21 protein-coding genes and 1 pseudogene are annotated in these 22940 nt (G+C 74.7%); 8 read left to right on the top strand and 14 right to left on the bottom strand.

Annotated elements, in window-relative coordinates; all coding sequences use genetic code 11:
* Positions 1 to 187: 187 nt before the first annotated feature.
* From BJP59_RS20095 to BJP59_RS19490, 3 genes are all read left to right on the top strand, one after another.
* A complete protein-coding gene (locus tag BJP59_RS20095) occupies positions 188 to 1456 on the top strand; it encodes a heme/hemin ABC transporter substrate-binding protein (protein ID WP_228485198.1) in 1269 nt (422 codons plus the stop codon).
* Between the two features lie 152 nt (positions 1457 to 1608).
* Positions 1609 to 2619 carry a FecCD family ABC transporter permease gene (locus BJP59_RS20090; protein ID WP_228485467.1) on the top strand — a complete coding sequence of 337 codons (1011 nt, stop codon included), beginning with the start codon at positions 1609 to 1611 and terminating at the stop codon, positions 2617 to 2619.
* Positions 2616 to 3488 carry a heme ABC transporter ATP-binding protein gene (locus tag BJP59_RS19490; protein ID WP_194521815.1) on the top strand — a complete coding sequence of 291 codons (873 nt, stop codon included), beginning with the start codon at positions 2616 to 2618 and terminating at the stop codon, positions 3486 to 3488. Before BJP59_RS20090 ends, BJP59_RS19490 begins: the two co-directional genes overlap by 4 nt.
* Positions 3489 to 3603: 115 nt before the next feature.
* On the opposite strand, the gene BJP59_RS19485 is transcribed toward BJP59_RS19490, so the two are convergent.
* The 8 genes from BJP59_RS19485 to BJP59_RS19450 form a co-directional block, all read right to left on the bottom strand.
* Positions 3604 to 5703 (bottom strand): elongation factor G, encoded by a 2100-nt coding sequence (locus tag BJP59_RS19485; RefSeq protein ID WP_194521814.1) that lies wholly within the window; start codon positions 5701 to 5703, stop codon positions 3604 to 3606.
* 104 nt (positions 5704 to 5807) lie between these two features.
* Entirely contained in the window at positions 5808 to 6632 is an 825-nt protein-coding gene (locus tag BJP59_RS19480) for a MerR family transcriptional regulator (RefSeq protein WP_194521813.1), read from the bottom strand.
* A 65-nt stretch (positions 6633 to 6697) separates the two neighbouring features.
* Positions 6698 to 7834, bottom strand: coding sequence for a glycosyltransferase family 2 protein (locus BJP59_RS19475; protein WP_194521812.1), 1137 nt, complete (start codon positions 7832 to 7834; stop codon positions 6698 to 6700).
* The gene (locus tag BJP59_RS19470) at positions 7831 to 7989 is read right to left on the bottom strand and encodes a hypothetical protein (protein WP_009861736.1); all 159 of its coding nucleotides are present in this window, start codon (positions 7987 to 7989) and stop codon (positions 7831 to 7833) included. Before BJP59_RS19470 ends, BJP59_RS19475 begins: the two co-directional genes overlap by 4 nt.
* Positions 7990 to 8192: 203 nt before the next feature.
* A complete protein-coding gene (locus tag BJP59_RS19465; protein ID WP_194521811.1) occupies positions 8193 to 8600 on the bottom strand; it encodes a hypothetical protein in 408 nt (135 codons plus the stop codon).
* 48 nt (positions 8601 to 8648) lie between these two features.
* Entirely contained in the window at positions 8649 to 9179 is a 531-nt protein-coding gene (locus BJP59_RS19460) for a DinB family protein (RefSeq protein WP_043652923.1), read from the bottom strand.
* A 34-nt stretch (positions 9180 to 9213) separates the two neighbouring features.
* A complete protein-coding gene (locus BJP59_RS19455) occupies positions 9214 to 9558 on the bottom strand; it encodes a MazG nucleotide pyrophosphohydrolase domain-containing protein (protein WP_222128473.1) in 345 nt (114 codons plus the stop codon).
* 101 nt (positions 9559 to 9659) lie between these two features.
* Positions 9660 to 10433, bottom strand: coding sequence for a YwiC-like family protein (locus BJP59_RS19450; protein ID WP_194521810.1), 774 nt, complete (start codon positions 10431 to 10433; stop codon positions 9660 to 9662).
* Positions 10434 to 10688: 255 nt separating this feature from the next.
* Here BJP59_RS19450 and nrdD point away from each other — a divergent pair, with 255 nt between their 5' ends.
* Positions 10689 to 12887, top strand: coding sequence for an anaerobic ribonucleoside-triphosphate reductase (gene nrdD / locus BJP59_RS19445; protein WP_194521809.1), 2199 nt, complete (start codon positions 10689 to 10691; stop codon positions 12885 to 12887).
* Between the two features lie 2 nt (positions 12888 to 12889).
* Positions 12890 to 13462, top strand: coding sequence for an anaerobic ribonucleoside-triphosphate reductase activating protein (gene nrdG, locus BJP59_RS19440; RefSeq protein WP_194521808.1), 573 nt, complete (start codon positions 12890 to 12892; stop codon positions 13460 to 13462).
* 26 nt (positions 13463 to 13488) lie between these two features.
* Here the strand turns inward: nrdG and BJP59_RS19435 are convergent, their stop codons facing one another.
* The 3 genes and pseudogenes from BJP59_RS19435 to BJP59_RS19425 form a co-directional block, all read right to left on the bottom strand.
* Positions 13489 to 13791 carry a hypothetical protein gene (locus BJP59_RS19435; RefSeq protein ID WP_021483462.1) on the bottom strand — a complete coding sequence of 101 codons (303 nt, stop codon included), beginning with the start codon at positions 13789 to 13791 and terminating at the stop codon, positions 13489 to 13491.
* Positions 13792 to 13910: 119 nt separating this feature from the next.
* Positions 13911 to 14773 (bottom strand): annotated as a pseudogene (locus BJP59_RS19430) (ABC transporter permease).
* A complete protein-coding gene (locus BJP59_RS19425; protein WP_228485197.1) occupies positions 14770 to 15780 on the bottom strand; it encodes an ABC transporter ATP-binding protein in 1011 nt (336 codons plus the stop codon). The pseudogene BJP59_RS19430 and the gene BJP59_RS19425 overlap by 4 nt, the downstream one beginning before the upstream one ends.
* A 133-nt stretch (positions 15781 to 15913) precedes the next feature.
* Between BJP59_RS19425 and BJP59_RS19420 the strand changes: the two genes are divergently transcribed.
* Together BJP59_RS19420 and pgm are read left to right on the top strand one after the other, a co-directional pair.
* On the top strand, positions 15914 to 16900 hold the full coding sequence (locus BJP59_RS19420) for a TetR/AcrR family transcriptional regulator (RefSeq protein ID WP_194521806.1): 987 nt from the start codon (positions 15914 to 15916) through the stop codon (positions 16898 to 16900).
* Between the two features lie 78 nt (positions 16901 to 16978).
* Positions 16979 to 18673, top strand: coding sequence for a phosphoglucomutase (alpha-D-glucose-1,6-bisphosphate-dependent) (pgm, locus tag BJP59_RS19415; RefSeq protein WP_194521805.1), 1695 nt, complete (start codon positions 16979 to 16981; stop codon positions 18671 to 18673).
* A gap of 119 nt (positions 18674 to 18792) precedes the next feature.
* Here pgm and BJP59_RS19410 read toward each other — a convergent pair whose 3' ends face one another.
* Both BJP59_RS19410 and BJP59_RS19405 read right to left on the bottom strand, forming a co-directional pair.
* Entirely contained in the window at positions 18793 to 19665 is an 873-nt protein-coding gene (locus BJP59_RS19410; RefSeq protein WP_194521804.1) for a 2Fe-2S iron-sulfur cluster-binding protein, read from the bottom strand.
* A complete protein-coding gene (locus BJP59_RS19405; protein WP_194521803.1) occupies positions 19662 to 21674 on the bottom strand; it encodes an FAD-binding protein in 2013 nt (670 codons plus the stop codon). The genes BJP59_RS19410 and BJP59_RS19405 overlap by 4 nt, the downstream gene beginning before the upstream one ends.
* A gap of 81 nt (positions 21675 to 21755) precedes the next feature.
* Between BJP59_RS19405 and BJP59_RS19400 the strand changes: the two genes are divergently transcribed.
* The gene (locus BJP59_RS19400; RefSeq protein ID WP_194521802.1) at positions 21756 to 22484 is read left to right on the top strand and encodes a hypothetical protein; all 729 of its coding nucleotides are present in this window, start codon (positions 21756 to 21758) and stop codon (positions 22482 to 22484) included.
* A gap of 57 nt (positions 22485 to 22541) precedes the next feature.
* On the opposite strand, the gene BJP59_RS19395 is transcribed toward BJP59_RS19400, so the two are convergent.
* Positions 22542 to 22847, bottom strand: a complete 306-nt coding sequence (locus BJP59_RS19395) for a GNAT family N-acetyltransferase (protein ID WP_194521801.1) — start codon at positions 22845 to 22847, stop codon at positions 22542 to 22544.
* Between the last annotated feature and the right edge of the window lie 93 nt (positions 22848 to 22940).

Raw genomic sequence — 22940 nt, 5'->3', positions numbered from 1 at the left:
CGGTCGCGGCCCGTCCCACCCAGCCGACGGGCCACGTCGCCATGCTCGGCCGCGCGCCGGGGGGGCGTTCGTGAGGTGAGTTACCTCCACGGCGGTCGAGAAACGTCCGCGGGTCAGGTTAGGCTCGTCTTACCTGGTGGCGGCGGCCGTGGCGGCCGCGCCCTCGGACTGCTTCCTGGAGAACTCCATGCCTCACGCTGCCCGCCCTGCGCCGCACACCGGCTCGTCGCCGCGCCGCCCGACGTCGCCCGCCGGCACGCCGGGTGCCGCACCCCGCCGCGCACGCCGGACCGTGACCGCGCTGGCCGGGGCGGGCGCCGTCGTCCTGCTGGGCCTGGTCGCCGCGTGCTCGCCGCTCCCCTACGAGCCGCCCGCGACGCCGTCGGCCGCGGCGAGCCAGGACGCGGAGCCCGTCGAGGCGACCCCGACCGACACCCCGGCGACCACGGCGCCCGCCTGCACGACGCTCGAGGAGTCCCGGGCCGCGGGCGGCGGCTCCGACGTCGACCCCGCGTCGTTCCCCACCGGGCCCACGAGCGCGACGTTCACCGACGACGCGATCCACCCGGTCGCCGACGCGCCCGCCCCGCAGCTCCCGGTGACGGTCGAGTCGGTCGACGGGCGCCAGGTCGAGATCACCGACGTGAGCCGCATCATCCCCGTCGACCTGTACGGGACGCTCGGCGAGATCGTCTACAGCCTGGGGCTGGGCGCGAACGTCGTGGGCCGCGACCTGCCGACCGGCTTCCCCGAGGCCGCGGACGTCCCCGTCGTCACGGGCGCCGGCCACGCGCTCGACGTCGAGGCGATCCTCGGGCTGGACCCCTCCGTGATCCTCACCGACGCGACGATCCTCACCGACGACGTGCGCGGCCAGCTCGAGAGCTCGGGCATCCCCGTCGTGTACTTCGACGAGGCCCGCACGCTCGACGGCGTCGACGACCGGATCCGCGCCGTCGCGACCGCGCTGGGCGTGCCCGCGCAGGGCGAGGCCCTCGTCGAGCGCACGGACCGGCAGATCTGCGCAGCCCTCGCCGCGGTGCCGCAGGACACCGGGACGCCCCGCGTCGCGTTCCTCTACCTGCGCGGGGCGAACATCAAGATGCTGTTCGGGCCCGGCTCCGGAGCCGACGACCTGATCCGCGAGATCGGCGGCGAGGACGCCGGGACGGCGATCGGCCTCACGCAGCAGTACGCGCCGGTCACGAGCGAGGCGATCATCAGCGCCGCGCCCGACGCCTACCTCGTCATGACCGACGGGCTCGAGTCGATGGGCGGCCTCGACGCCATGATGGCGATCCCCGGCCTCGCGCAGACGCCCGCGGGCGAGGCGCGCCGCGTCGTCGACATGGACGGCTCGCGCCTGCTCACGTTCGGCCCCCGCACCGGCTCCACCATCGCGTCGCTCGTCGAGGCCTTCTACGGCGTGCCCGCGCCGGAGCTCCCGGCGTCGTGAGCGCGCCCGCCACCCGTCCCCTCGGCACGCCCGACGGCGCGCCCGGTCCCGAGAGCGTCGCCGTGCCCGACGGCGCCCCGCGCCCCGGTGGTCGGCCCGCCCGGGTGGGGCCTGCCGTCGGGCGGCAGCGCCGCCACGCCGCCCGGTGGCTGATGATCGGGCTGGGCGTGGCGCTCGCGGTGCTCACCGTCGTGTCCGGCATGACGGGCCAGGTGCCCGTGTCGCCCGCGGAGGTGCTCGGCTCGCTCGCGCACCACGTCGGGCTCGACTGGGGACCCATGCCGTCGCACCCGCAGGGCGAGAACGCGCTGTGGGTCGTGCGGTTCCCGCGCGTCGTCCTGGCGATCGTCGTCGGCGCGGCGCTCGCGTGCTCGGGCGCCCTCATGCAGGGCGTGTTCGGCAACCCGCTCGCCGAGCCCGGCGTCATCGGGGTGTCCTCGGGCGCGGCCGTGGGCGCGTGCGCGGTCATCGTCACCGCGGGCGCGCTCGTGCCCGGCACGTGGGTCGCCGCGGCGGCGTTCGTCGGCGGGCTCGTGACCACGTTCGTCGTCTACGCGCTCGCGCGCGCGGGTGGTCGCACCGAGGTCGTGACGCTCGTCCTCACGGGCATCGCGGTCAACGCGTTCGCGGGCGGGATGCTCGCGTTCTTCACGTTCGTGGCCGACCCGGCCGCGCGCGAGCAGATCGTCTTCTGGCAGCTCGGGTCGCTCGGCGGCGCGACGTGGCAGTCCGTCGCGGTCGTCCTGCCGATCGCGGTCGTCGGCGTCACCGGCGCGATGCTCGTGCGCCGCAGGATGGACCTGCTCGCGCTCGGCGAGCGCGCCGCGCAGCACCTCGGGGTCGACGTCGAGCGGCTGCGCCAGCTCGTCATCGTCCTCGTCGCGCTGCTCGTCTCCGCCGGGGTCGCGTTCACGGGGATCATCGCGTTCGTCGGGCTCGTCGTGCCGCACCTCGTGCGCATGGTGTGCGGGCCGAGCCACCGCACGCTCGTCCCCGCGTCCGTGCTGGGCGGCGCCGTCGTGCTGCTCGCCGCCGACCTCCTCGCGCGCAGCGCCGTCGCGAACGTCGAGCTGCCGCTCGGCATGATCACGTCGCTCGTCGGAGGGCCGTTCTTCTTCTACCTGCTGCGCCGCACGCGCTCGCGCCAGGGAGGCTGGGCATGAGCGACCTGCGCCACGAGGGGTCGTCGTTCCTCGGCGCGCTGCGCACCGCCGTCACCGGTGCCCGACGGCGGCCCCGCCTCCCCCGGCCGGCCGCGCCCGGCGACGTGGTCACCGCCGCGCACGGCGTGTCCCTCACCCTCGGCGAGGCGCCGATCCTGCGCGACGTGTCGGTCGACGTGCGCGCGGGCGAGGTCCGCGCGCTGCTCGGCCCGAACGGGGCCGGGAAGTCGTCGCTGCTGGGCGTCCTCACCGGCGACCTGCGCCCCGAGGCCGGGGACGTCACCGTGGACGGCCGCCCGCTCGCCGCGTGGACCCCGACCGAGCTCGCCCTGCGCCGGTCGGTCATGCTCCAGCAGGTCTCGCTGAGCTTCCCGTTCACCGCCGTGGACGTCGTGCGCATGGGCCGCTCGCCGTGGCGTGGCACCCCGTTCGAGGACGACGACGACGCCGCGGTCGCCGAGGCGCTCGCCGCGACCGACGTCGAGCACCTCGCCGAGCGGCACTTCACGTCGCTGTCCGGCGGGGAGAAGGCCCGCGTCGCGCTCGCGCGCGTGCTCGCCCAGCGCACCGCGCTCCTCATGCTCGACGAGCCGACCGCCGCGCTCGACCTCAAGCACCAGGAGCTCGTGCTCCAGCTCGCCCGGGCGCACGCCGCCGCGGGCGGTGCGGTGGTCGTCGTCGTGCACGACCTCTCGCTCGCGGCCGCGTACGCCGACCAGGTCACCGTCCTCGCGGGCGGGCGCGTCGTCGCTGACGGCGGTCCGCGCGACGTCCTCACCGCCGAGCTGCTGAGCGGCGTCTACGACTACCCCGTCGAGGTCGTCGACCACCCCGGCGGCGGTGCGCCGATCGTCGTGCCGCGCCGCTGAGGACGACAGGGTCGGGAGCACGACATCCCCACGCCTCTCCACGATGCGCAACCCGGGGGATCTTCTCTGCGCGGGGTCGAAGACCGTGGAGCACCGCCCGTCGAGAGGGCCCGGCCTAGCGACTCGCCCCGACGCCGCCGGGGAGCACCTCGTAGCGGTCTGGCGCGGCCGTGAACGACCCTCGCCCGCCCGTGATCGAGCGCAGGTCGAGGACGTAGCGGGTCAGCTCGGCCTCGGGCACGAGCGCGTCGATGCGCACGCGGCCGTCGGGCAGGGAGTCGGTCGCGGTGATGTGGCCGCGCCGCGCGGAGAGGTCGCCCATGACGTCGCCCTGCGCGTCGGGCGGGACGGTCACGGTCACCGCGGAGACGGGCTCGAGCACGACCGTCCCGGCCGTGGCGAGCGCCTCGCGCACCCCCACGCCGCCCGCGGTGCGGAACGCCATGTCGGACGAGTCGACGGAGTGCGCCTTGCCGTCGAGGACCTCGACGCGCAGGTCCACGACGGGGTAGCCGTGCGGCCCGCCGCTCTCCATGGCCTCGCGCGCGCCCCGCTCGACCGCGGGCAGGTACTGGCGCGGCACCGACCCGCCGACGACGGAGCTGACGAACGCGAACCCCTCGCCGCGCGGGAGCGGGGAGACGCGCAGCCGCACCACGGCGAACTGCCCGTGCCCGCCGGACTGCTTCTTCACGCGGCCCTCGACCTCGACGGCGCGCGTGATCGTCTCCCGGTAGGCGACCTGGACGGGCTCGGTCGTGACGCGGACACCGAAGGACCGTTCGAGCCGTTCGACCGCCACCGCGAGGTGCGTGTCCCCGAGGCCGCCGAGGACCGCCTGGGAGCCGGTGAGGTCGACGTGCAGCGTCGCGTCCTCGGCGCGCAGCCGGGTGAGCGCGGCGGACAGCTTGTCGTCGTCGGACTGCGACACGGGCCGCAGCGCGAGCGTGTACACCGGTGGCCGGGGTGGCAGGTCTCGCGCCGCGACGGGCATCCGGCGGCCCGCGAGGAGCGTGCCGGTCGACGCGGCGGAGAGCTTCGCGACGGCGGCGACGTCGCCCGCGACGACCCGGTCGACGGCCAGGTGCTCGCGGCCGCGCAGCCGGAAGAGCCCGTGGACGCGGTCGTCCGCGCCGGTCGCGGTGCTCACGAGCCGGTCGCCCGTCGCGACGGTCCCGGACAGCACCTTGAACACGGACACCTGCCCGACGAACGGGTCGACGACGGTCCGGAAGACGTGGACGAGGGCGTCGCCCGCGGGGTCGGCCACGACCTCGGACGTCACTGCCTCGCCCGACCCGGCGGCGTCGGGCAGCGCGACGATGGCCGGGCGGTCCGCGGGCGACGGCCCGAGCTCGCACACGAGGTCGAGGACGCGGTCCACCCCGACGCCGGTGACGGCGGACGCGAGCAGCACCGGCACAGCCTCGCCCGTCAGCACCTCGTGCGCGAGCGTGCGCTCCAGGTCGGCCGGGCCCGGCTCGTCGCCCCCGAGGTAGGCCTCGAGCTGGTCGTCGTCGTGCGTGACGATCTCCTCGACGACCTCGTCGTGCAGCGCGTGCTCCTCGTCGCGGACGTCGGCGGGGACCTCCTCGTCGTGGCCCTGCCAGACCCCTTGCGCCCCGCCGCCGCCGTACTCGCGGGCGCGCTCGGTGAGGACGTCGGCGACGCCGTGCAGCGTCTGCTCCTCCCCGAGCGGGAGCTCGAGCGGCGCGAACGGCGCGTCGAACGCGGCCCGGAGCGCGGCGAGGACGGTGCGAAAGCTCGCCCGCGCGCGGTCCTCCTGGGAGACGACGACGAGGCGGGGGATCCCCGCCTCGTCGCACCGTCGCCAGACCTCCTCCGTGCCCGACTGCACCCCGTCGACGGCGCTCACCACCACGACCGCGAGGTCCGCCACCGCGAGCGCCGCGTCCACGGACCCCGCGAAGTCGGGCGAGCCGGGGGTGTCGAGCAGCGTGACCTGGTAGGTCGTGCCGTCGGGCGCGCGCCAGTCGAGGTGCGCGACGCCGAGGCTCACGGAGATGCCGCGCGCGACCTCCTCGGGCTCGTGGTCGCACACGGTCGTGCCCTCCGCGACGGAGCCCGGGCGCGGGACGGCGCCCGCACGGTGGAGGAACGCCTCGGCGAGCGTGGTCTTGCCCGAGCCGCTGTGCCCGACGAGGGCGACGTTGCGGGTCGTGGCCGGGCCGGTGGACGTCGACGTCGTGGCCATGGCTGCCTCCTGGCGGCGGCGGGGCGCCGTGTCCCGCCGGGGTTCCAGGCTAGTGACGTCGAACGGATCGTGCCCGGGCCGGAGGTCCCGGCCCGGGCCCGGGGCTACAGGTGGGCGTCCGCGTAGACGCGCAGGGCGTCGCGCACGAGCGTCGCACCCTCGACGCCGCCGTAGTTCCTCGCGAACCGCTCGTCCGCGACGTACATCTCGCCGAGGCCGACGACGTACTCCTTGACCGGCGCCGCGCCGGCACCCGGGGTGCCGGGGATGCCGCCGAGCCACTCGACGTGGCGGCGCGCGAGCTGCTGCGCCGCGTCGGACGTCGGGTCGACGCCCCGGGCGGCCGCGGCGGCCCAGTCCGCGCCGAGCGCGCGCGTGCGGTCCTGCCAGGCGGCGCGGTCGTCGTCGGACATCCCGCGCCACCAGGTGTCGCTCCGCGCGTACGCGTCCTTCCCCCAGCGGGCCTCGACCTCGTCGCGGTGCTGCGTGTGGTCGAACCCGTCGAACATGTCGTCCGCCATGAGCTCGCCACCTCCTTCCATCGTGGTGATCGTCCGTTCGACCGACGCGATCTGTCGCGCCAGCCGCTGCCGCTCCGCCCGCAACCACTCGAGGTGGCCGCGCAGCGCCCGCACCTGGGCCTCGCGCCGCGCGGTGCCCGACGGCGGCCCGTCACCCTGCCCGGCGGGCGGGCCGTCGAGCGCCTCGCGGATCGCGGGGAGGCCGAGACCGAGGTCGCGCAGGAGCAGGATCCGCTGGAGCCGGACGAGCGCGTCGGCGTCGTAGTGGCGGTAGCCGTTCGCCGCGACCCGGCTCGGGGGCAGGAGCCCGACCGCGTCGTAGTGACGCAGCGTGCGGCTCGTCGTCCCGGCCAGGCGCGCGACCTCCTGGATGGACCAGTCGGCCGTGCGGGCGCCCGTCGTGCTCATCTCCCGCTCCTCCCGTGCGTCGGTGGTGCTCTCGTGCGGCACCGGGACCACGGTAGAAGTTGACGTCACGTCAAGGTCAACTGCTTCGAGCTCTCGGAGTTCTCGATGCTGCTCGCGGGGCCGGTCTCGGGGGCGTCCTCGGTCGCGTGCGCCACGTGGTGCCACCCGGCGTCGCGCGACGTCGCGGCGAGGAAGCACGCCCGGACGAACGCCGCCTGGAGGAACAGGTCGTAGAGCAGCTCGGGCAGCACGAGCACGGCGAGCAGCCGGCCCCGGGGCCCGTTCCGCCACACCGTCACGACCCGTTCGAGCACCAGGACCGCGCCCACGGCGAGCCACGCCGGGACCACCCGGAACGTGCCCGCGACGACGGTCAGCGCGGTGAGGACGAGGAGGCTCGCGAGCATGAGCGTGCTCAGCACGAGCATCGCCTGCTGCCCGACGTACCGGGCGGTGACCCGCGTGAACCCGTACGCGCGCAGGTTGTCGAGCATCCCCTTGTACCAGCGGACGCGCTGGCGGTGCAGGTCGCGGCACGTCGGCATGAGCTCCGTCGTGCAGGACATCCGCACCGGCGACGCGAGCTCGTAGCCGAGCGTGCGCAGCGCGAGGGTGAGCTCGGAGTCCTCGGTGATGGCGCCGACGTCGTACACGTCGCCGCGCCGCCCCGGGAGCCGGTCCCCGCGCGCGGCCGCGACCGCCCGCAGCGCCTCGGTCCGCACGAGCGCGGCCGTGCCTGTGAGGACGGACGTCCGCCCGGTCACGTTGATCTGCACGCCGTACCGCTCGTACTCGTCGGACTGGAGCTGCTCCAGCACCGAGCGCGGCGGTGTGCCGCGGAAGACGCCACCGACCGCGCCGAGCTCCGGGCGCGCGTCGAGCAGGGCGAGGCCGTCCTCGACGAACGTCGGGGCGATGGTCGTGTCTGCGTCGAGCACGAGGACGTTCTCCGCCTCCACCCCGCGCAGCGCCTGGTTCAGCGCCCCGGCCTTGCGGCCGGTGTTGCCGACCGTCTCCACGACGTCGGCGCCCAGGCGGCGCGCGGTCTCGACCGTCGCGTCGGTGCTGCGGTCGGACACGACGACGACCCGGTCGACCGGACGCGTCTGCGCCCGGACCGACGCGAGCGTCGTCGGCAGGGCCGCGGCCTCGTCGTGCGCCGGGACCACGACCACCACCCGTGGGAGCGTCGCCGCGCTCATCGGTGCTCCGCGAGCCGCTTGCGCAGGACGCGCGCCGTCATGACGAGCGCGAGCCCCGCCACGACGAGCGTCCAGGCTCCCACCACGTAGAAGCCCGCGATCGCTCCCGTCGTCGCGAGCACGGTCCCTGCCTGAGTCGTACCGAGCTGGTACACGATCCACCTCCTGTCGTCGTCGGTGGTTCCACCGTCCGTCGCAGGGGCCGGTACCCATCCGGGCTCCGGCCGCGGTGGAGCACCCCCCGGAACGTGGGGTGAGCACGCGGGGGCCGCGGAGGAGTGCCCTGCCGTCGGGCGGTGGGTACACGACGACGCCCGGCCCCCGCGGCGTGCGGGGACCGGGCGTCAGTGGTGGCGCGTCAGGCGGTCGGTGCCGTCCCGCCGTCGGACGGGGCGGAGCCGGGGCCAGGGCCGGGGCCGGGGCCGGGGCCGGGGCCGGGGCCGTCGGACGGTGCTGGCGAGGGCGCCGAGGTCTCCTGCGACGGGGCGGCGCGGCGCCGTCCGAGGACGAACCCGACCGCCCCGCCCACCAGAAGGGCTCCGGCTCCCGCGAGGAGCGCCGCGGCACCCGGCGGGTACGCGCCCACGGGCGCGAACGTCGTCCCGGAGACCGGCGCGTACGCGAACCAGCCGAACGACGTCGGGCGGCTCGCGGCCCAGAGCGCGGCGAGCAGCAGGCCCACCCCCAGCACGACGAGCGCCACCAGGACGACGGCGGCGACGCGCGGACGGACCGGACGGGGCGCGGGCTGCTCGGGGGCGGTCACGTCCGCCATCGTCCCGGGCGACGGCCCCCGCGGCAACCGACCGCGGCGCTACTCCCCCACGGTCCCGTCGATCGCCTCGCGCAGCAGGTCGGCGTGACCGTTGTGCCGCGCGTACTCCTCGACCAGGTGCACGAGGATCCAGCGCAGCGTCCAGCGCTCGCCCGTGTGCCGGTCGGCGCGGGCGCTCAGCCGGTCGAGCCCGCCGTCCGCGAGCGCCGCGTCGAGCACCGCGTCCGAGGCCGCGACCGCGCGGTCGAACAGCATGCGCAGCTCCTCCGGCGAGTCGCCCGCCGCGGAGGTCCAGTCCCAGTCGCGGTCGTCGGCCCAGTCCGCCGTGTCGAACGGGGGCATGAGCTCCTCGCCGCGGAACACCTGCGAGAACCACTGCGACTCGACGAACGCGAGGTGCTTGAGCAGCCCGCCCAGCGTCATCGACGACGGCCGCAGCCGGTGCGCGAGCTCCGCGGCGTCGAGCCCGGCCGTCTTCCAGCGGAGCGTGTCGCGGTGGAAGTCGAGGAAGCCGCGCAGCGTGGTCACCTCGTCGGCGGCGACGGGCGGGTCGGTGCGGTGGTCGGTCACGGCGCCACCCTAGCGACCGCGCCGCTGCGCCCGCTCAGGGCAGGTCGGCCTCCCACGCGAGCCACTTCCGCCGCACCGCCGCCTCGACGTCGACACCCTGGGAGCGCGCGAGCAGGAGCAGGTGCGCCAGGACGTCGGCGACCTCGTCCGCGAGCGGCGAGGATCCGCCGTCGGGCCCGGGCGTCCCCGCGCCTCCGCGCGGGCGGGTGCGCCCCGTCGCGGCGAGGAACGCCTGGGTCAGCTCGCCGACCTCCTCGGTGAGCTTGAGCATGAACCAGTCCGGGTCGCGGTCGACGCCGAACTTGCGCGCGTACAGCGCCGACACCGCCTCGACGCGCTCGCCGAGCGCGGGCAGGGTGAGGGGCGCGTCGTCGTCCATCGCGCCAGTGAACCACCTGGCACCTCCGACCGTTCGGCACCCACGGTCCGCGTTCGGCAGCACGAGGTGCCGAACCCCGCACGACCTGCCGAACAGCGGACCTACCGCACGACGAGCGCGACGACGAGCAGCAGCACCGTCGCGACGATCTCCCCGATCCCGACGGCCCGCGGGCTCAGCCGTCGGCCCGGCAGCACCGCCGCCCGGACGGTCGCGGCGGCGAGGAACGCCGTCGCCCACCACCACGTGGGGTCGTGCACGACGGCGACGACGCCCGCCGCGACGGTGACCGCCGCGTGGTAGGCGACCGAGGCGACGACGTACGACCGCACGCCGCGCTCGCGGATCATCGTCTTGACGTAGAGCACCGTGCCGAACAGGTACGCGAGGAGCAGCGCGGCGACCAGCCAGACGACGGCCGGGACGGCGAGGGCGGACGCACCCGCGGGCCGGCACGCCGCGTAGGCGACGACCGTCATGAGCGACGCGGCGACCGTGAGGGCGCCGCCCGCGGCGACCGACCGCTCGGTGCGCCGCGCCGACGCCCACAGCCCGAGCGCGAGGAACGGCACGAACGCGGGCGCCCAGGCCGCGAGCGCCGGGTCGAGCAGGAGCACGACCGTCCCGAGAACGGTCGCAGCCGCGCCGTACGTGAGCATCGGGCGCCGGTAGCGCGGTCGGCGGCGGGACTTCAGCCACAGTCCGGCCGCGGAGTAGGCGAGGTACCCGACGAGCCAGAGCGCGCCGAGCGCGAGGGTCACCGGGCGGAACCCGGCGTCCTGCGCGCCGCGCACCGTGCCGACCACGAACGGCAGCAGGAGCATGGGCCACGCGCCGTGCTGGTTCGGCACCCAGCCGGGCGGACGTCGGGCCACCTCCCGAGGCTAGCGCCGCAGGGGCCGGTTCCGGCCGCGCGGAGTCCCCGTGCGCGCGGCCGCACGTCCCGGCCGCGCGGGACCTTCGTCCTGACCTTCGACGGCGTCCCGCGGCGCGCCGTCGTCCGCCGTCACGCGCGATCGTCGGACTAGATATGGTGGTGCAGCCGTGATTCACACCCCACATGTTGGGGTACGGTCCGTCGCGCAACCCCTGCGTGCCGGCGAGAACCCGGTGGGCAGAGGGGACGAGCGATGACCGCCATCGAGCTCGACCAGGCAGCACCGCACCGCACGACCGCCACGCTGGAGGTCCTCAAGCGCGACGGCCGGCGACGGCCGTTCGACGACGCCCGCATCCGCGCCGCCGTGACGAAGGCGTTCGCGGAGGTGCACGGCGACCTCACGGCGACGCACCGCCGCCGCGTGGCGGAGGTCGTCGACCGGGTCGACGCGGAGATCGCCGCGCGGTTCGACGCGACCGTGAAGATCTACGAGATCCAGGGCGTCGTCGAGCACGTGCTCCTCGAGTCGCACGAGTACGACGTCGCACGCGCCTACATCGACTACCGCGTGCAGCGCGACTTCGCGCGCAGCCGGGCGACGGACCTCAACCACTCGATCGTGCGGCTGCTCGACAAGGATTCGACGGTCGTCAACGAGAACGCCAACAAGGACAGCGAGGTCTTCAACACCCAGCGCGACCTCACGGCCGGGACGGTGGGCAAGGCGATCGGGCTGCGGATGCTGCCACCGCACGTCGCGAACGCGCACCAGAAGGGCGACCTGCACTACCACGACCTCGACTACCACCCCTACGCGCCCATGACGAACTGCTGCCTCATCGACTTCCGGTCGATGCTCTCGAGCGGCTTCCGGATCGGGAACGCGCAGGTGGAGCCGCCGCGCTCGATCCAGACCGCGACGGCGCAGATCAGCCAGATCATCGCGAACGTGTCCTCCAGCCAGTACGGCGGGTGCTCCGTCAACCGCATCGACGAGCTCCTCGCTCCCTACGCCGAGCGCAACCTGGAGAAGCACCTCGCGGACGCGCGCCGGTGGATCGCCGACGAGTCCGCGCACGAGGAGTACGCGCGCGAGAAGACGCGCAAGGACATCTACGACGCGATGCAGTCGCTGGAGTACGAGATCAACACCCTGTTCACGTCGAACGGGCAGACGCCGTTCACGTCGGTCGGCTTCGGGCTCGGCACGGGCTGGCTGGAGCGCGAGATCCAGCGCGCGATCCTCCAGATCCGCATCCGCGGTCTCGGCAGCGAGGGCCGCACCGCGATCTTCCCCAAGCTCATCTTCACGCTGCGCCGCGGGCTGAACCTCGACCCCGGCGACCCCAACCACGACCTCAAGCAGCTCGCGGTCGAGTGCGCGACGAAGCGCATGTACCCGGACGTGCTGTCGTACGACAAGATCGTCGAGCTCACCGGGTCGTTCAAGGTGCCCATGGGCTGCCGGTCGTTCCTCCAGGGCTGGCAGGACGAGCACGGCCAGGACGTCTCCGAGGGCCGTATGAACCTGGGCGTCGTGACGCTCAACCTGCCGCGCATCGCGCTCGAGGCGGACGGCGACCTCGACGCGTTCTGGCGCCTGCTCGACGAGCGCCTGGAGACCGTGCACGACGCGCTCGTCTTCCGCATCGAGCGCTGCAAGGAGGCGACGCCGGGCAACGCGCCGATCCTCTACGTCCACGGGGCGTTCGGGGAGCGCCTCGCTCCCGGCGACGACGTCGACCGGCTCTTTCGCGACGGCCGCGCCACGGTGTCGCTCGGGTACATCGGGCTGTACGAGGTCGCCGCCGCGTTCTTCGGCGGCGCCTGGGAGCACGACCCGCGGGCCAAGGAGCTCACGCTCGACGTGCTGCGGTCCCTGCACGCGCACGCCGCCGGGTGGACGGCGCGGCTCGGCTACCGGATCAGCGTCTACGCGACGCCGAGCGAGAGCCTCACCGACCGGTTCTGCCGCCTCGACCGGGAGCGGTTCGGCGCGGTGCCCGACATCACCGACAAGGACTACTACACGAACAGCTTCCACTACGACGTCCGCAAGAGCCCGACGCCCTTCGAGAAGCTCGACTTCGAGGCCGAGTACGCGCGGTACACGTCGGGCGGGTTCATCCACTACTGCGAGTACCCCGTGCTCCAGCAGAACCCGCGGGCGCTGGAGGCCGTGTGGGACTACGCGTACGACCGCGTGGGCTACCTCGGCACGAACACGCCCATCGACCGCTGCTACGCGTGCGGGTTCACGGGCGACTTCGACCCGACCGCGCGCGGCTTCGCGTGCCCGTCGTGCGGCAACGCCGACCCGCGCACGTGCGACGTCGTGAAGCGCACGTGCGGGTACCTCGGCAACCCGCAGCAGCGCCCCATGGTGCACGGCCGCCACGCGGAGATCTCCGCGCGCGTGAAGCACCTGCCGGGCTCGGCGTCGGCGTGACCGTGGCGCGCACCCCCGGCCCCGGCTGGCGCTCGGACCGCGTCAGCCAGGAGTACGTCGCGGACTACAAGCCGTTCGTCATGGTCGACGGCGAGGGCGTGCGCTGCTCCCTCTACGTGAGCGGGTGCCTGTTCGCGTGCGAGGGCTGCTTCAACGAGGCCGCGTGGAGCTTCCGCTACGGCCGCCCGTACGACGACGCCCTGGAGGACCGCGTCCTCGCCGACCTCGCGCACCCCGCCGTGCAGGGCCTGTCCCTGCTCGGCGGGGAGCCGTTCCTCAACACGGGCGTGTGCCTGCGGCTCGTGCGCCGCCTGCGCGCCGAGCACGGCGACCGCCGGGACGTGTGGTGCTGGACGGGCTACACGTTCGAGGAGCTGCGTGCGGGGACCGCGGACCAGCGCGCGCTGCTCGCCGAGGTCGACGTGCTGGTCGACGGCCGGTTCGAGCTCGCGCGCCGCGACCTCACGCTCGCGTTCCGCGGCAGCACCAACCAGCGCGTGCTCGACGCGCGGGCCTCGCTCGCGACGGGGCGCGCCGTCCCGTGGGCGTCGGACCGCGCGACGACGAGCGCCTGACGACGGCAGCCCCGGGGCCGCCGGGATCACCGGGACGCGCGGCGCCGGGGAGCGGGGTCGGGCTCGGCGGGGCGGCGGATGCTCCCGATCATCTCCCACGTCGCCGTCGTCATCCGGAAGGTTCCCCAGAGGAAGAGGACGAACCCGCAGAAGTAGAGGGCGTTGAGCGCGCCGCGCGGGACAGGTGTGGTGACGTCGGGAGCGTCCGGGGCGACGACGACGGCGGTGAGGAAGGAACCCACGGCGGCGGCACTGAAGAAGATCACGCAGGCGATCACCGCGAGCACGAGCCCGGAGACCGCCTTCTTCGCCGGCGTGGTCCACGACATGTCGTCCTCCTGGTGGTCGGTTGCGCTCGACGATCTCATGGACGACCCCCACCCACCACGGACGGCGACCACGCCCGCCGGAAACACCTTCACCCCGCGCAGCCGCGCCGCGTGAGCCGTCAGACCGTCTTGCGGGTGCGGCGGATGCCGACCCACAGCCCGACGGCGCACGTCACCGCCGCGGCGACGAAGCCCCACAGCACGTCGGGGTCGGCGAACGACCCGGCGAGCAGCGCGCGCTCCGCGTCGACGATGTAGGTCAGCGGGTTGAAGAGCGCCGCGGTGCGCATCCACGCCGGTCCGGCCTCGAGCGGCAGCATCATGCCGGAGAGGATGAGCAGCGGGAACAGCAGCGACTGCTGCACTCCCCAGAACAGCCACTCGCGGTTCTTCGCGGCGAGCGCGAGCGCGATCGACAGCGCGCCCACCCCGATGCCGAACAGCCCGAGCAGCAGCAGCCCGACGAGCAGGTGCAGCGGGTAGAGCGTGAAGCCGAACGGGACGCACACGAGCGCGATGAGCAGCCCCTGCACGACGAGCGGCGCGAACTCCTTGAGCGAGCGCCCGACGAGGATCGCGGAGCGGTCGAGCGGCGTCGCGAGCACGCGCTCGTAGGAGCCGGTCATCATCTCGTAGAGCAGGTTAGACCCGCTCATGGACGTGCCGAACAGCGAGATCATGACGATCACGCCCGGGACGAACCACTGCAGCGTCTCGGCCGTCGACCCGCCGCCCCGGGCGCGCCGCCGCCGAACCCGCCGACCGCGCCCGTGAGGAGCGGGCCGAACAGGCCGAGGAAGATCAGCGGCTGCAGCAGCGAGAAGATCAGCGTGAACGGGTCGCGCAGCACGAGCAGGATCTCGCGCGTGAAGACGGCCCACGTGTCGCCGAGGAACTTCGCGACGCCGGTCCGCATCGCCGTGTCGGTGCCGGCGGCCGGTGCCCCGACGCGCGCGCCCGCCAGGTCGGTCCGCGTGCTCATGCGGCCTCCTCTCGCAGGCTGCGGCCGGTGAGGTTGAGGAAGACGTCGTCGAGGCTCGCCTGCTTCAGCTCCGCCGAGCGCACGGCCAGCCCCGCGACGCGCAGCGCCTCGATGGCCTCCGGGAGACGGTCGGCGCCGTGCGTCGTCGAGATGCGGACCGTCACGACGCCGTCCGCGCCGGTCGTGGTCGCGACCTCGCCCGCGTCCTCGGCGAGGGACGCGCGGACGCGGCCGACGACGTCGGGCACCGTTCCCGGAGACGCCTCCCCCGGGGCGCCGCCACCGGGCGCCGGGACCACGGCGAGCGTGATGACGTCGTCCGCGTGGTCGTGCTTGAGGGAGTCCGGGGTGGCGTCGGCGATGATCTCCCCGTGGTCGATGACGACGACGCGCTCCGCCATGCTGTCGGCCTCGTCGAGGTAGTGGGTCGTGAGCACGATCGTCATGCCGTAGCGCTCGCGCATCGCCGCGATGTGCTCCCAGAGGTTCGCGCGGGCGTGGGGGTCGAGGCCCGTGGTCGGCTCGTCGAGGAAGAGCAGCGGCGGGTGGTTCATCAGCCCGAGCGCGACGTCGAGGCGGCGGCGCTGGCCGCCGGACAGCGACTGCACGGTCCGCTTCTCGAGCCCGCCGAGGTCGAGGGCGTCGAGGAGCTCGGCGGCGCGCCGCGTGTACTCGGTGGGCGGCAGCCCGTAGAAGCGGCCCTGGTTGTGGAGCTCGTCGAGCACGCGGTAGGAGAACCCGCCGCCGTTGCCCTGGCCGATGAAGCCGATGCGCGAGCGGACCCGCGCCGGGTCGCGCGCGACGTCGTACCCGGCGACCTCCGCGGTCCCGGCGGTCGGTGCGAGGAGGCTCGTCAGCATCCTCAGGGTCGTGGACTTGCCGGCCCCGTTCGGGCCGAGGAAGGCGACCAGCTCGCCCTCCCGGACGTCGACGTCGATGCCCTTGACGGCCTCGACGGTCTCTTTCTTGCGGTGGAAGGTCTTGGTCAGGCCGCGGGCTCGGATCACCGGAGCCACCCTCTCGTACGCCGTACCGAAATGGAGCGACCACGCTAGCATACGGTGTACGGGAAAAGGCAAGCCTTCGTCGCGCGACGGCACCGGAGGCGAGATCCCGCGGGAAGTCGGGGAGGATACGCACGTGACGACCGACCCGACCGACGCCCGCGCGGCCGACCGTGCGCCGTCGGCCACCGCGCCGACCCCGCCCGCGACCCCGGACCCCGAGGACGCCGCGGGCAACGACGACGCCGTGCGGACGCGCGGCGTCGCGGCCGCCGCGGACGCCGGGGTCGCCTCCGCGGTGCAGGCGGCCGAGCACGCGCGCGCGCAGTTCACCGAGATCGTCCGCACCCCCGAGATCACGCGCCGCCTCGCGCTCCTGTGGGACCCGCCGGCCCCCGCGACGCGCGGCCGCAAGCCGCGCCTCACGCTCGACGACGTCGTGCGGGCGGGGATCGCCGTCGCGCAGGAGGGCGGGCTCGACGCGCTGTCCATGCGCCGCGTCGCGACCGAGCTCGGCGTCGGGGCGATGTCGCTCTACACCTACGTGCCCGGCCGCACCGAGCTCGTCGACCTCATGATCGACCGCGCGTACGCCGAGCTCGACCTGCCCGCCGCGGGAGCCCCGTGGCGCCCCGCGCTCGCGCAGTACGCGCACGAGCTGTGGAACCTTTACCTGCGCCACCCGTGGATCCTCCAGACCAACATGTGGCGCGCCCCGCTCGCGCCGCACGTGCTCGACGCCCAGGAGGCCGGGCTGCGGACCATCGTCGACACGGGCCTCTCCGAGCTGCAGGTCGTCGACACCCTCGGCCTCGTCGACAACTACGTCCAGGGCCTCGCGCGCGCCACGATCGCCGAACGGACCGAGCGCGACGCGACCGGCGTGGGCAACGACGAGTACTGGACGACGCTCGGCAGCTTCTGGGAAGACTGGTTCGACGTCGAGCGCTACCCCGTCATGACGCGCGTCTACGTCGCGGGCGGCTTCGACGCGCCGCAGGGGCCCTTCGACGCGAGCCTCGACCGCCTGCTCGACGCCGTCGAGCTGGCCATCGACAGCGCGAGCGCCGACCGGTCCGACGACCCCGGCGCCGCGCCGGAGGACCCCGACCCAGCGGGCTAGGGAGGTCGTGCCGAAGGTCCCGCGGCACGACGTCCGTCCCGGCTGACGTGCGGGCGCCACCCCTGGCAGGATCGACCCATGGATCCCCGCGCCGGCACGCCCGCCCAGCCCAGCGACCTCATCGACGTCGACGCCGTGGTCGGCGCCTACTACGACCTCGCGCCCGACGTCGACGACCCCGCCCAGAAGGTCGTGTTCGGCACGTCGGGCCACCGGGGGTCGAGCCTGGACCACGCGTTCAACGAGGCGCACATCATCGCGATCACGGCCGCGATCGTCGAGTACCGGCGCTCGCAGGGCACCGACGGGCCGCTGTTCATCGGGCGCGACACGCACGCGCTGTCGCTCCCGGCGTGGCAGACCGCGCTCGAGGTCCTCGTCGCGGCGGGCGTCCAGACGTACGTCGACGCGCGCGACTCGTTCACCCCGACCCCCGCCGTCTCGCAGTCGATCCTCCTGCACAACGAGGCGACGACGGTCGACGGCGTCCGCACCACCGGCCCCGGCCTCGCCGACGGGATCGTCGTCACGCCGTCGCACAACCCCCCGCGCGACGGCGGCTTCAAGTACAACCCGCCGCACGGCGGCCCCGCCGGGTCCGAGGCGACCGGCTGGATCGCGGACCGCGCGAACGAGATCCTGCGCACCGGCGTCGGCAGCGTGCCGCGCGTGCCGCTGACCCAGGCGCTCACGTCCGAGCACGTGCACAAGCACGACTTCCTCACCACGTACGTCGACGACCTGGCGAACGTCCTCGACCTCGACGCGATCCGCGACTCCGGCGTGCGGATCGGCGCCGACCCGCTGGGTGGCGCGTCGGTCGAGTACTGGGGCGAGATCGGCGAGCGGTACGGGCTCGACCTCACGGTCGTCAACCCGCAGGTCGACCCCCGCTGGGCGTTCATGACCCTCGACTGGGACGGCAAGATCCGCATGGACTGCTCCTCGCCGTACGCGATGGCGTCCCTCGTCGCGGGCATGACCGGGGAGTCCGGGAACGCCGAGGGCGGCGCGCCGTTCGACGTCGCCACCGGGAACGACGCCGACTCCGACCGCCACGGGATCGTCACGCCCGACGCCGGGCTCATGAACCCCAACCACTACCTGGCCGTCGCGATCCAGTACCTCTACGGCGGCGCGCGCGAGGGCTGGCGCGACGACGCCGCCATCGGCAAGACGCTCGTGTCGTCCGCGCTCATCGACCGCGTCGCGGGCGGGCTCAGCCGTCGGCTCGTCGAGGTCCCCGTCGGGTTCAAGTGGTTCGTGCCCGGCCTGCTCGACGGCTCGGTCGGGTTCGGCGGCGAGGAGTCCGCGGGGGCGTCGTTCCTGCGCAAGGACGGCCGCGTCTGGTCCACGGACAAGGACGGCCTGCTCCTCGCGCTGCTCGCGTCGGAGATCATCGCGACGACGGGCCGCACGCCGTCCGAGCACCACCGCGACCTCGTCGAGCGCTACGGCGAGTCCTGGTACGCGCGCGTCGACGCGCCCGCGACGCTCGAGGAGAAGGCGACGCTCGGCAAGCTCTCGCCCGAGCAGGTCACCGCGACCGAGCTCGCGGGCGAGCCGATCACCGCGAAGCTCACGAACGCCCCGGGGAACGACGCCCCGATCGGCGGGCTCAAGGTGACGACCGAGAACGCGTGGTTCGCGGCCCGGCCGTCGGGCACGGAGAACGTCTACAAGATCTACGCCGAGTCGTTCGTCTCCGCCGAGCACCTGACCCAGGTCCAGGCCGAGGCGAAGGACGTCGTCTCCGCCGCCCTCGGGAGCTGACGACCCCGCCGAGGTAGAGGCGTGGTCACGACCACGCCTCTACCTCGCGAAACCGGGGCTCTACCTCGCGGGACCACGCCTCTACCTCGCGGGACCGGGGATCTCCCTCGCGAGAGGGGCTACGTCGTCCGACGGCGCTCGCGGGCGTCCCACGTGTCCGTCGCGACCCGCTGGGCGTCGCGGAGCGCGCGGGCCGGGTCGACGCCCTTCGGGCAGACCTGCGTGCACGCACCGATCTGGATGCACGGCCAGGCGCCGAACTCGGTGTCGAGGACGTCGGCGCGGTCGAGCTCGCCCGCGTCGCGCGAGTCCTCGTCCCAGCGGCGCGCCGTCGCGACGACGGCCGGGCCGAGGAAGTCGGGCGCGACGTCGAGCTGCGGGCACGCCGCGTAGCAGAGCATGCAGTCGATGCACTCGGCGAAGCCCTTGAAGGCGGCGAGCTCGCCCGGCGTCTGCCGGTGGCCCGACGCCGGCCCGACCGCCCGCAGCACGTCGCCGCCGTCCGGGAGCCGCGAGCCGTCGACGGCCTCGCCCACCCCGCGCCCGACGCCGGCCCCTGCCTCGGCCCCCGCCCCGACCCCGGCCGAGGGCGAGTCGACGAGCGGGAGGCGCGTGGCGCCGTCGGGCACGAGCCAGGGCTGCACGGTGGCGAGCTTGCCGAGGAACGTGTCGGTGTCGACGACGAGGTCGCGGAGCACCTCGGCGTGCGCGAGCGGCTCGACGACGAGGCCGGACGTGCGGTAGCCGCGCACGAACGTCTCGCACCCGAGCACCGGGCGGCCGTTGACCATGACGCCGCAGCTCCCGCAGACCGCCATCTTGCACGACCACCGGAACGTCAGCGTGGGGTCGGCGTGGTCCTTGACCCACTGGAGCGCGTCGAGCACGGACGTGCGGTCGTCGTAGGGCACGTCGAACACGTCCCGCCCGCCGGTGCTCGCGCCGTCGGGCGACGTGCGCGCGACCTCCAGCCGCACCGTCTGCTCGCTCACGCGCCCTCTCCCTTCTCCGCCGAGAACGACGTTGTCGTCGTCTCCGAGCTCTTCCCGACAGCAACCCCGTGCTCGGCGGGGCTCCCGGCGCCCACCGGGACGTGCGCCACCTCGATCGTGCCGCCCGCGCCCAGGCGGACCTCGGAGTGGCGCGCTATCGGGTCCGGTACCGGGAAGTCCAGTCGCTGGTGGGCGCCGCGCGACTCCTCGCGCGCGAGGGCAGCGGCGACGGTCGCGTGCGCGACGAGCAGCGTCGCGCCGAGCTCGACGGTCGTCGCCCAGTCGGTGTTGAGCACGGCGCTCGTGTCGGCGACGCGCACGTCGTCGTACCGAGCCCGCAGGTCCTCGACGGCCGCGAGCGCCCGCCGCAGGCCGTCGGCGTCGCGGTAGATCCCGGCGTCGGCGTCGAGGACGCGCCCGAGCTCGGCCCGGATCGCGGCGGGCGGCTCGGTCCCCCGGCCGCGCATCGCGAGGTAGCCGTCGGCGATCTCGGCGGCCCGGTCCACGACCGCGGGACCCGTCCGGACGGCCGAGGGCCCGCCGTCGGCCCCGGGCGGACCGACCTCCCGCGACCACGCGAGCGCCGCCTCGCCCGCCGCGCGCCCGACGACGAGCGTCTCGACGAGCGAGTTCGACCCGAGCCGGTTGGCGCCGTGCAGGCCGGTGGAGGCGCACTCCCCCGCGGCGAACAGCCCCGCGACGCCGGTCGTGCCGCGCGCGTCGGTGCGGATGCCGCCCATCGTGTAGTGCGCCGTCGGGCGGACGGGGACGGGCTCGGCCGCCGGGTCGACGCCCGCGAACTGCTTGGCCAGGCCCGTCACGAGCGGCAGCCGCTCGGCGAGCCGCTCCTTGCCGAGGTGCCGCAGGTCGAGCAGGACGACGCCGCCGTCGGGCGTGGGGATCGTGCGGCCGTCGCGGTCGGCGTGCCAGAACGCCTGCGACAGGCGGTCGCGCGGCCCGAGCTCCATGGTGCGCGGCACGGGCGCCCCGACGGGCGACTCGGGGCCGAGGCCGTAGTCGGCGAGGTAGCGGCGGCCGTCGGCGTCGAGCAGCACCCCGCCCTCGCCGCGCGCGGCCTCGGTGAGGAGGATGCCGCTGCCCGGGAGACCGGTCGGGTGGAACTGGAGGAACTCCATGTCGCGCAGCGGCACGCCCGCCCGCAGCGCCATCGCCGTGCCGTCGCCCGTGCAGATGCCCGCGTTCGTGCTGGTCCCCCACGCGCGCGCCGAGCCACCCGTCGCGAGGACCACGGCGGGCGCCTCCAGGAGCAGCGGCTCGCCGCGGTGCTGGTCGTGCACGACGACGCCGCGCACCCGCGCGTCCGGCCCGCCCGGGTCGTCGACCAGGAGGTCGAGCACGTGGTGCTCGTCGTACCGGCGGACGGGACCGTCGGGGCCGGAGTGCCGCAGCGACGTCTGGAACAGGGTGTGCAGGAGGTGGAAGCCGGTCTTGTCGGCGGCGAACCAGGTGCGCGCGCGGCTCATGCCGCCGAACCGGCGGACGGCCACGTCGCCGGCGTCGGTGCGCGACCACGGCAGCCCCCACCGCTCGAGCCGGTAGAGCTCGCCGGCCGCGCGCTCCACGACGAATCGGACGGCGTCCTCCTCGCACAGCCCGGCGCCGCCCGCGAGGGTGTCGGCGACGTGCTGCTCGAGCGAGTCGTCGTCACCCACGACGCCCGCCGCGCCGCCCTCGGCGGCGACCGTGTGCGAGCGCATCGGGTACACCTTCGACACGAGCGCGACCACGGGGGCGCGACCGTCGTCACGGGCTGCCGCCTCGGCGACGGCGAGCGCGGCGCTCAGCCCGGCGGCGCCGCCCCGACCACGACCACGTCCGCGCGCTCGACGCGCAGCGCGGTCACCGGCGTCCTCGGGGCGTGCGGGAGGGGCCGGCCGGTCCGGGGGGGTGCAGGGCGGAGCGGGGGGAGAGCGTGCCGAGGCATAGGGGAAGGGTCCCCGCGCCGCCGGGGCAGCGCAACAGGCGAAGGTCCCGGTCCGGGGCCCCATGGGCACCGCTCCCCATCGAGCCCGCGACCCGTCTGTGGGTAAGGTCCGTGCGGAACCCCTCCCCGAACCACCGGAGCACTCATGCGTCCCGCCCGTACCGCCGCCCGCCTGACCGTCGCCGCCGCGCTCGCGCTCGGCCTCACCGCGTGCACCGTCGCCGTCGACGGCGGGGACGCCCCGAAGACGTCGGCCCCCGAGGAGACGACGACGGAGGAGTCCGCCCCCGCCGAGGACGCCGAGGAGACCGACGACGCGGCGGCGGAGACCGGCTCGGACGGCGAGCTCCCCGACTGGGCCAACCCCGTCGCGACGCCGGGCGAGCAGATCTCGACGTTCAACGTCGGCGACGTGCGCGTCGACGTCTACCAGGTGGGCGTCACCCAGGCCTCGAAGGACGGCCTGTTCGTCGACCCCGACACCAACCAGCCGCTCATCGCCGCGGGCGACGACATCGTCTTCATCAACTACGTCATCACGAACGAGGGCGACCCGATCGACCTCGGCTCGAGCCTCGTGAGCATCGACGAGCGCTACGACGACTGGCCGTACATGCAGGGCATGGACACGATCGTCGACGACGCGCTGTACGAGGCGCAGGGCGTGCACGACGACGCGATGCACAACCAGGCGTACCGCGAGCCGTCGGTGTACCCGTTCGCGACGGGCCAGTCGTACTCGTACGCCACGAACTTCCGCTACCAGCCCGGCTCGCCGATCACGTTCGACGCCGTGATCACGCCCGTGGACGCGGAGGGCGAGCTCCTGCACGACGAGCGCATCGAGGGCGAGGGCAGCGGCACGATCTCCTGACGCCGCCCGCGCCTGCCGCGAGAGCCCCGGTCCCGACGGACCGGGGCTCTCGTGCGCTCAGCGCCGGGTCAGGTCCTCGTACTCCGGGTACCGCTCGACGTACGCGCGGATGAAGGGGCACAGCGCGACGACGCGCTCGCCCGACTCCCGCACGCTGTCGAGCGCGCCCGCGGCGAGCGCGGACCCGACCCCGCGCCCCTCGAACGCGGGGTCGACCTCGGTGTGCGTGAAGATCACCGCGCCCGGCTCCCGCACGTAGGCGGCGAAGCCGGCGACGACACCGTCGTCGGTGCGGGCCTCGAAGCGGTCGCCCTCGTCGGTGACGGTGACGGTGGGCGTGCGGGGTGCGGGGCTGTCGGTCATGCCGCCATCGTCGTCGGCCCGGCGCCCCCGGACAACCGCGGCGCGACGCCTGAGACGGCCGTCACGTCGGGCGTCGCGACGCGAATTCGCTAC

Origin of the sequence: Cellulosimicrobium sp. JZ28 (assembly GCF_015327065.1) — a bacterium.
GTDB lineage: Bacteria > Actinomycetota > Actinomycetes > Actinomycetales > Cellulomonadaceae > Cellulosimicrobium > Cellulosimicrobium funkei.
Note: the sequence above shows the minus strand (reverse complement) of the source record. Positions and strands in the feature narration are given on the sequence as shown.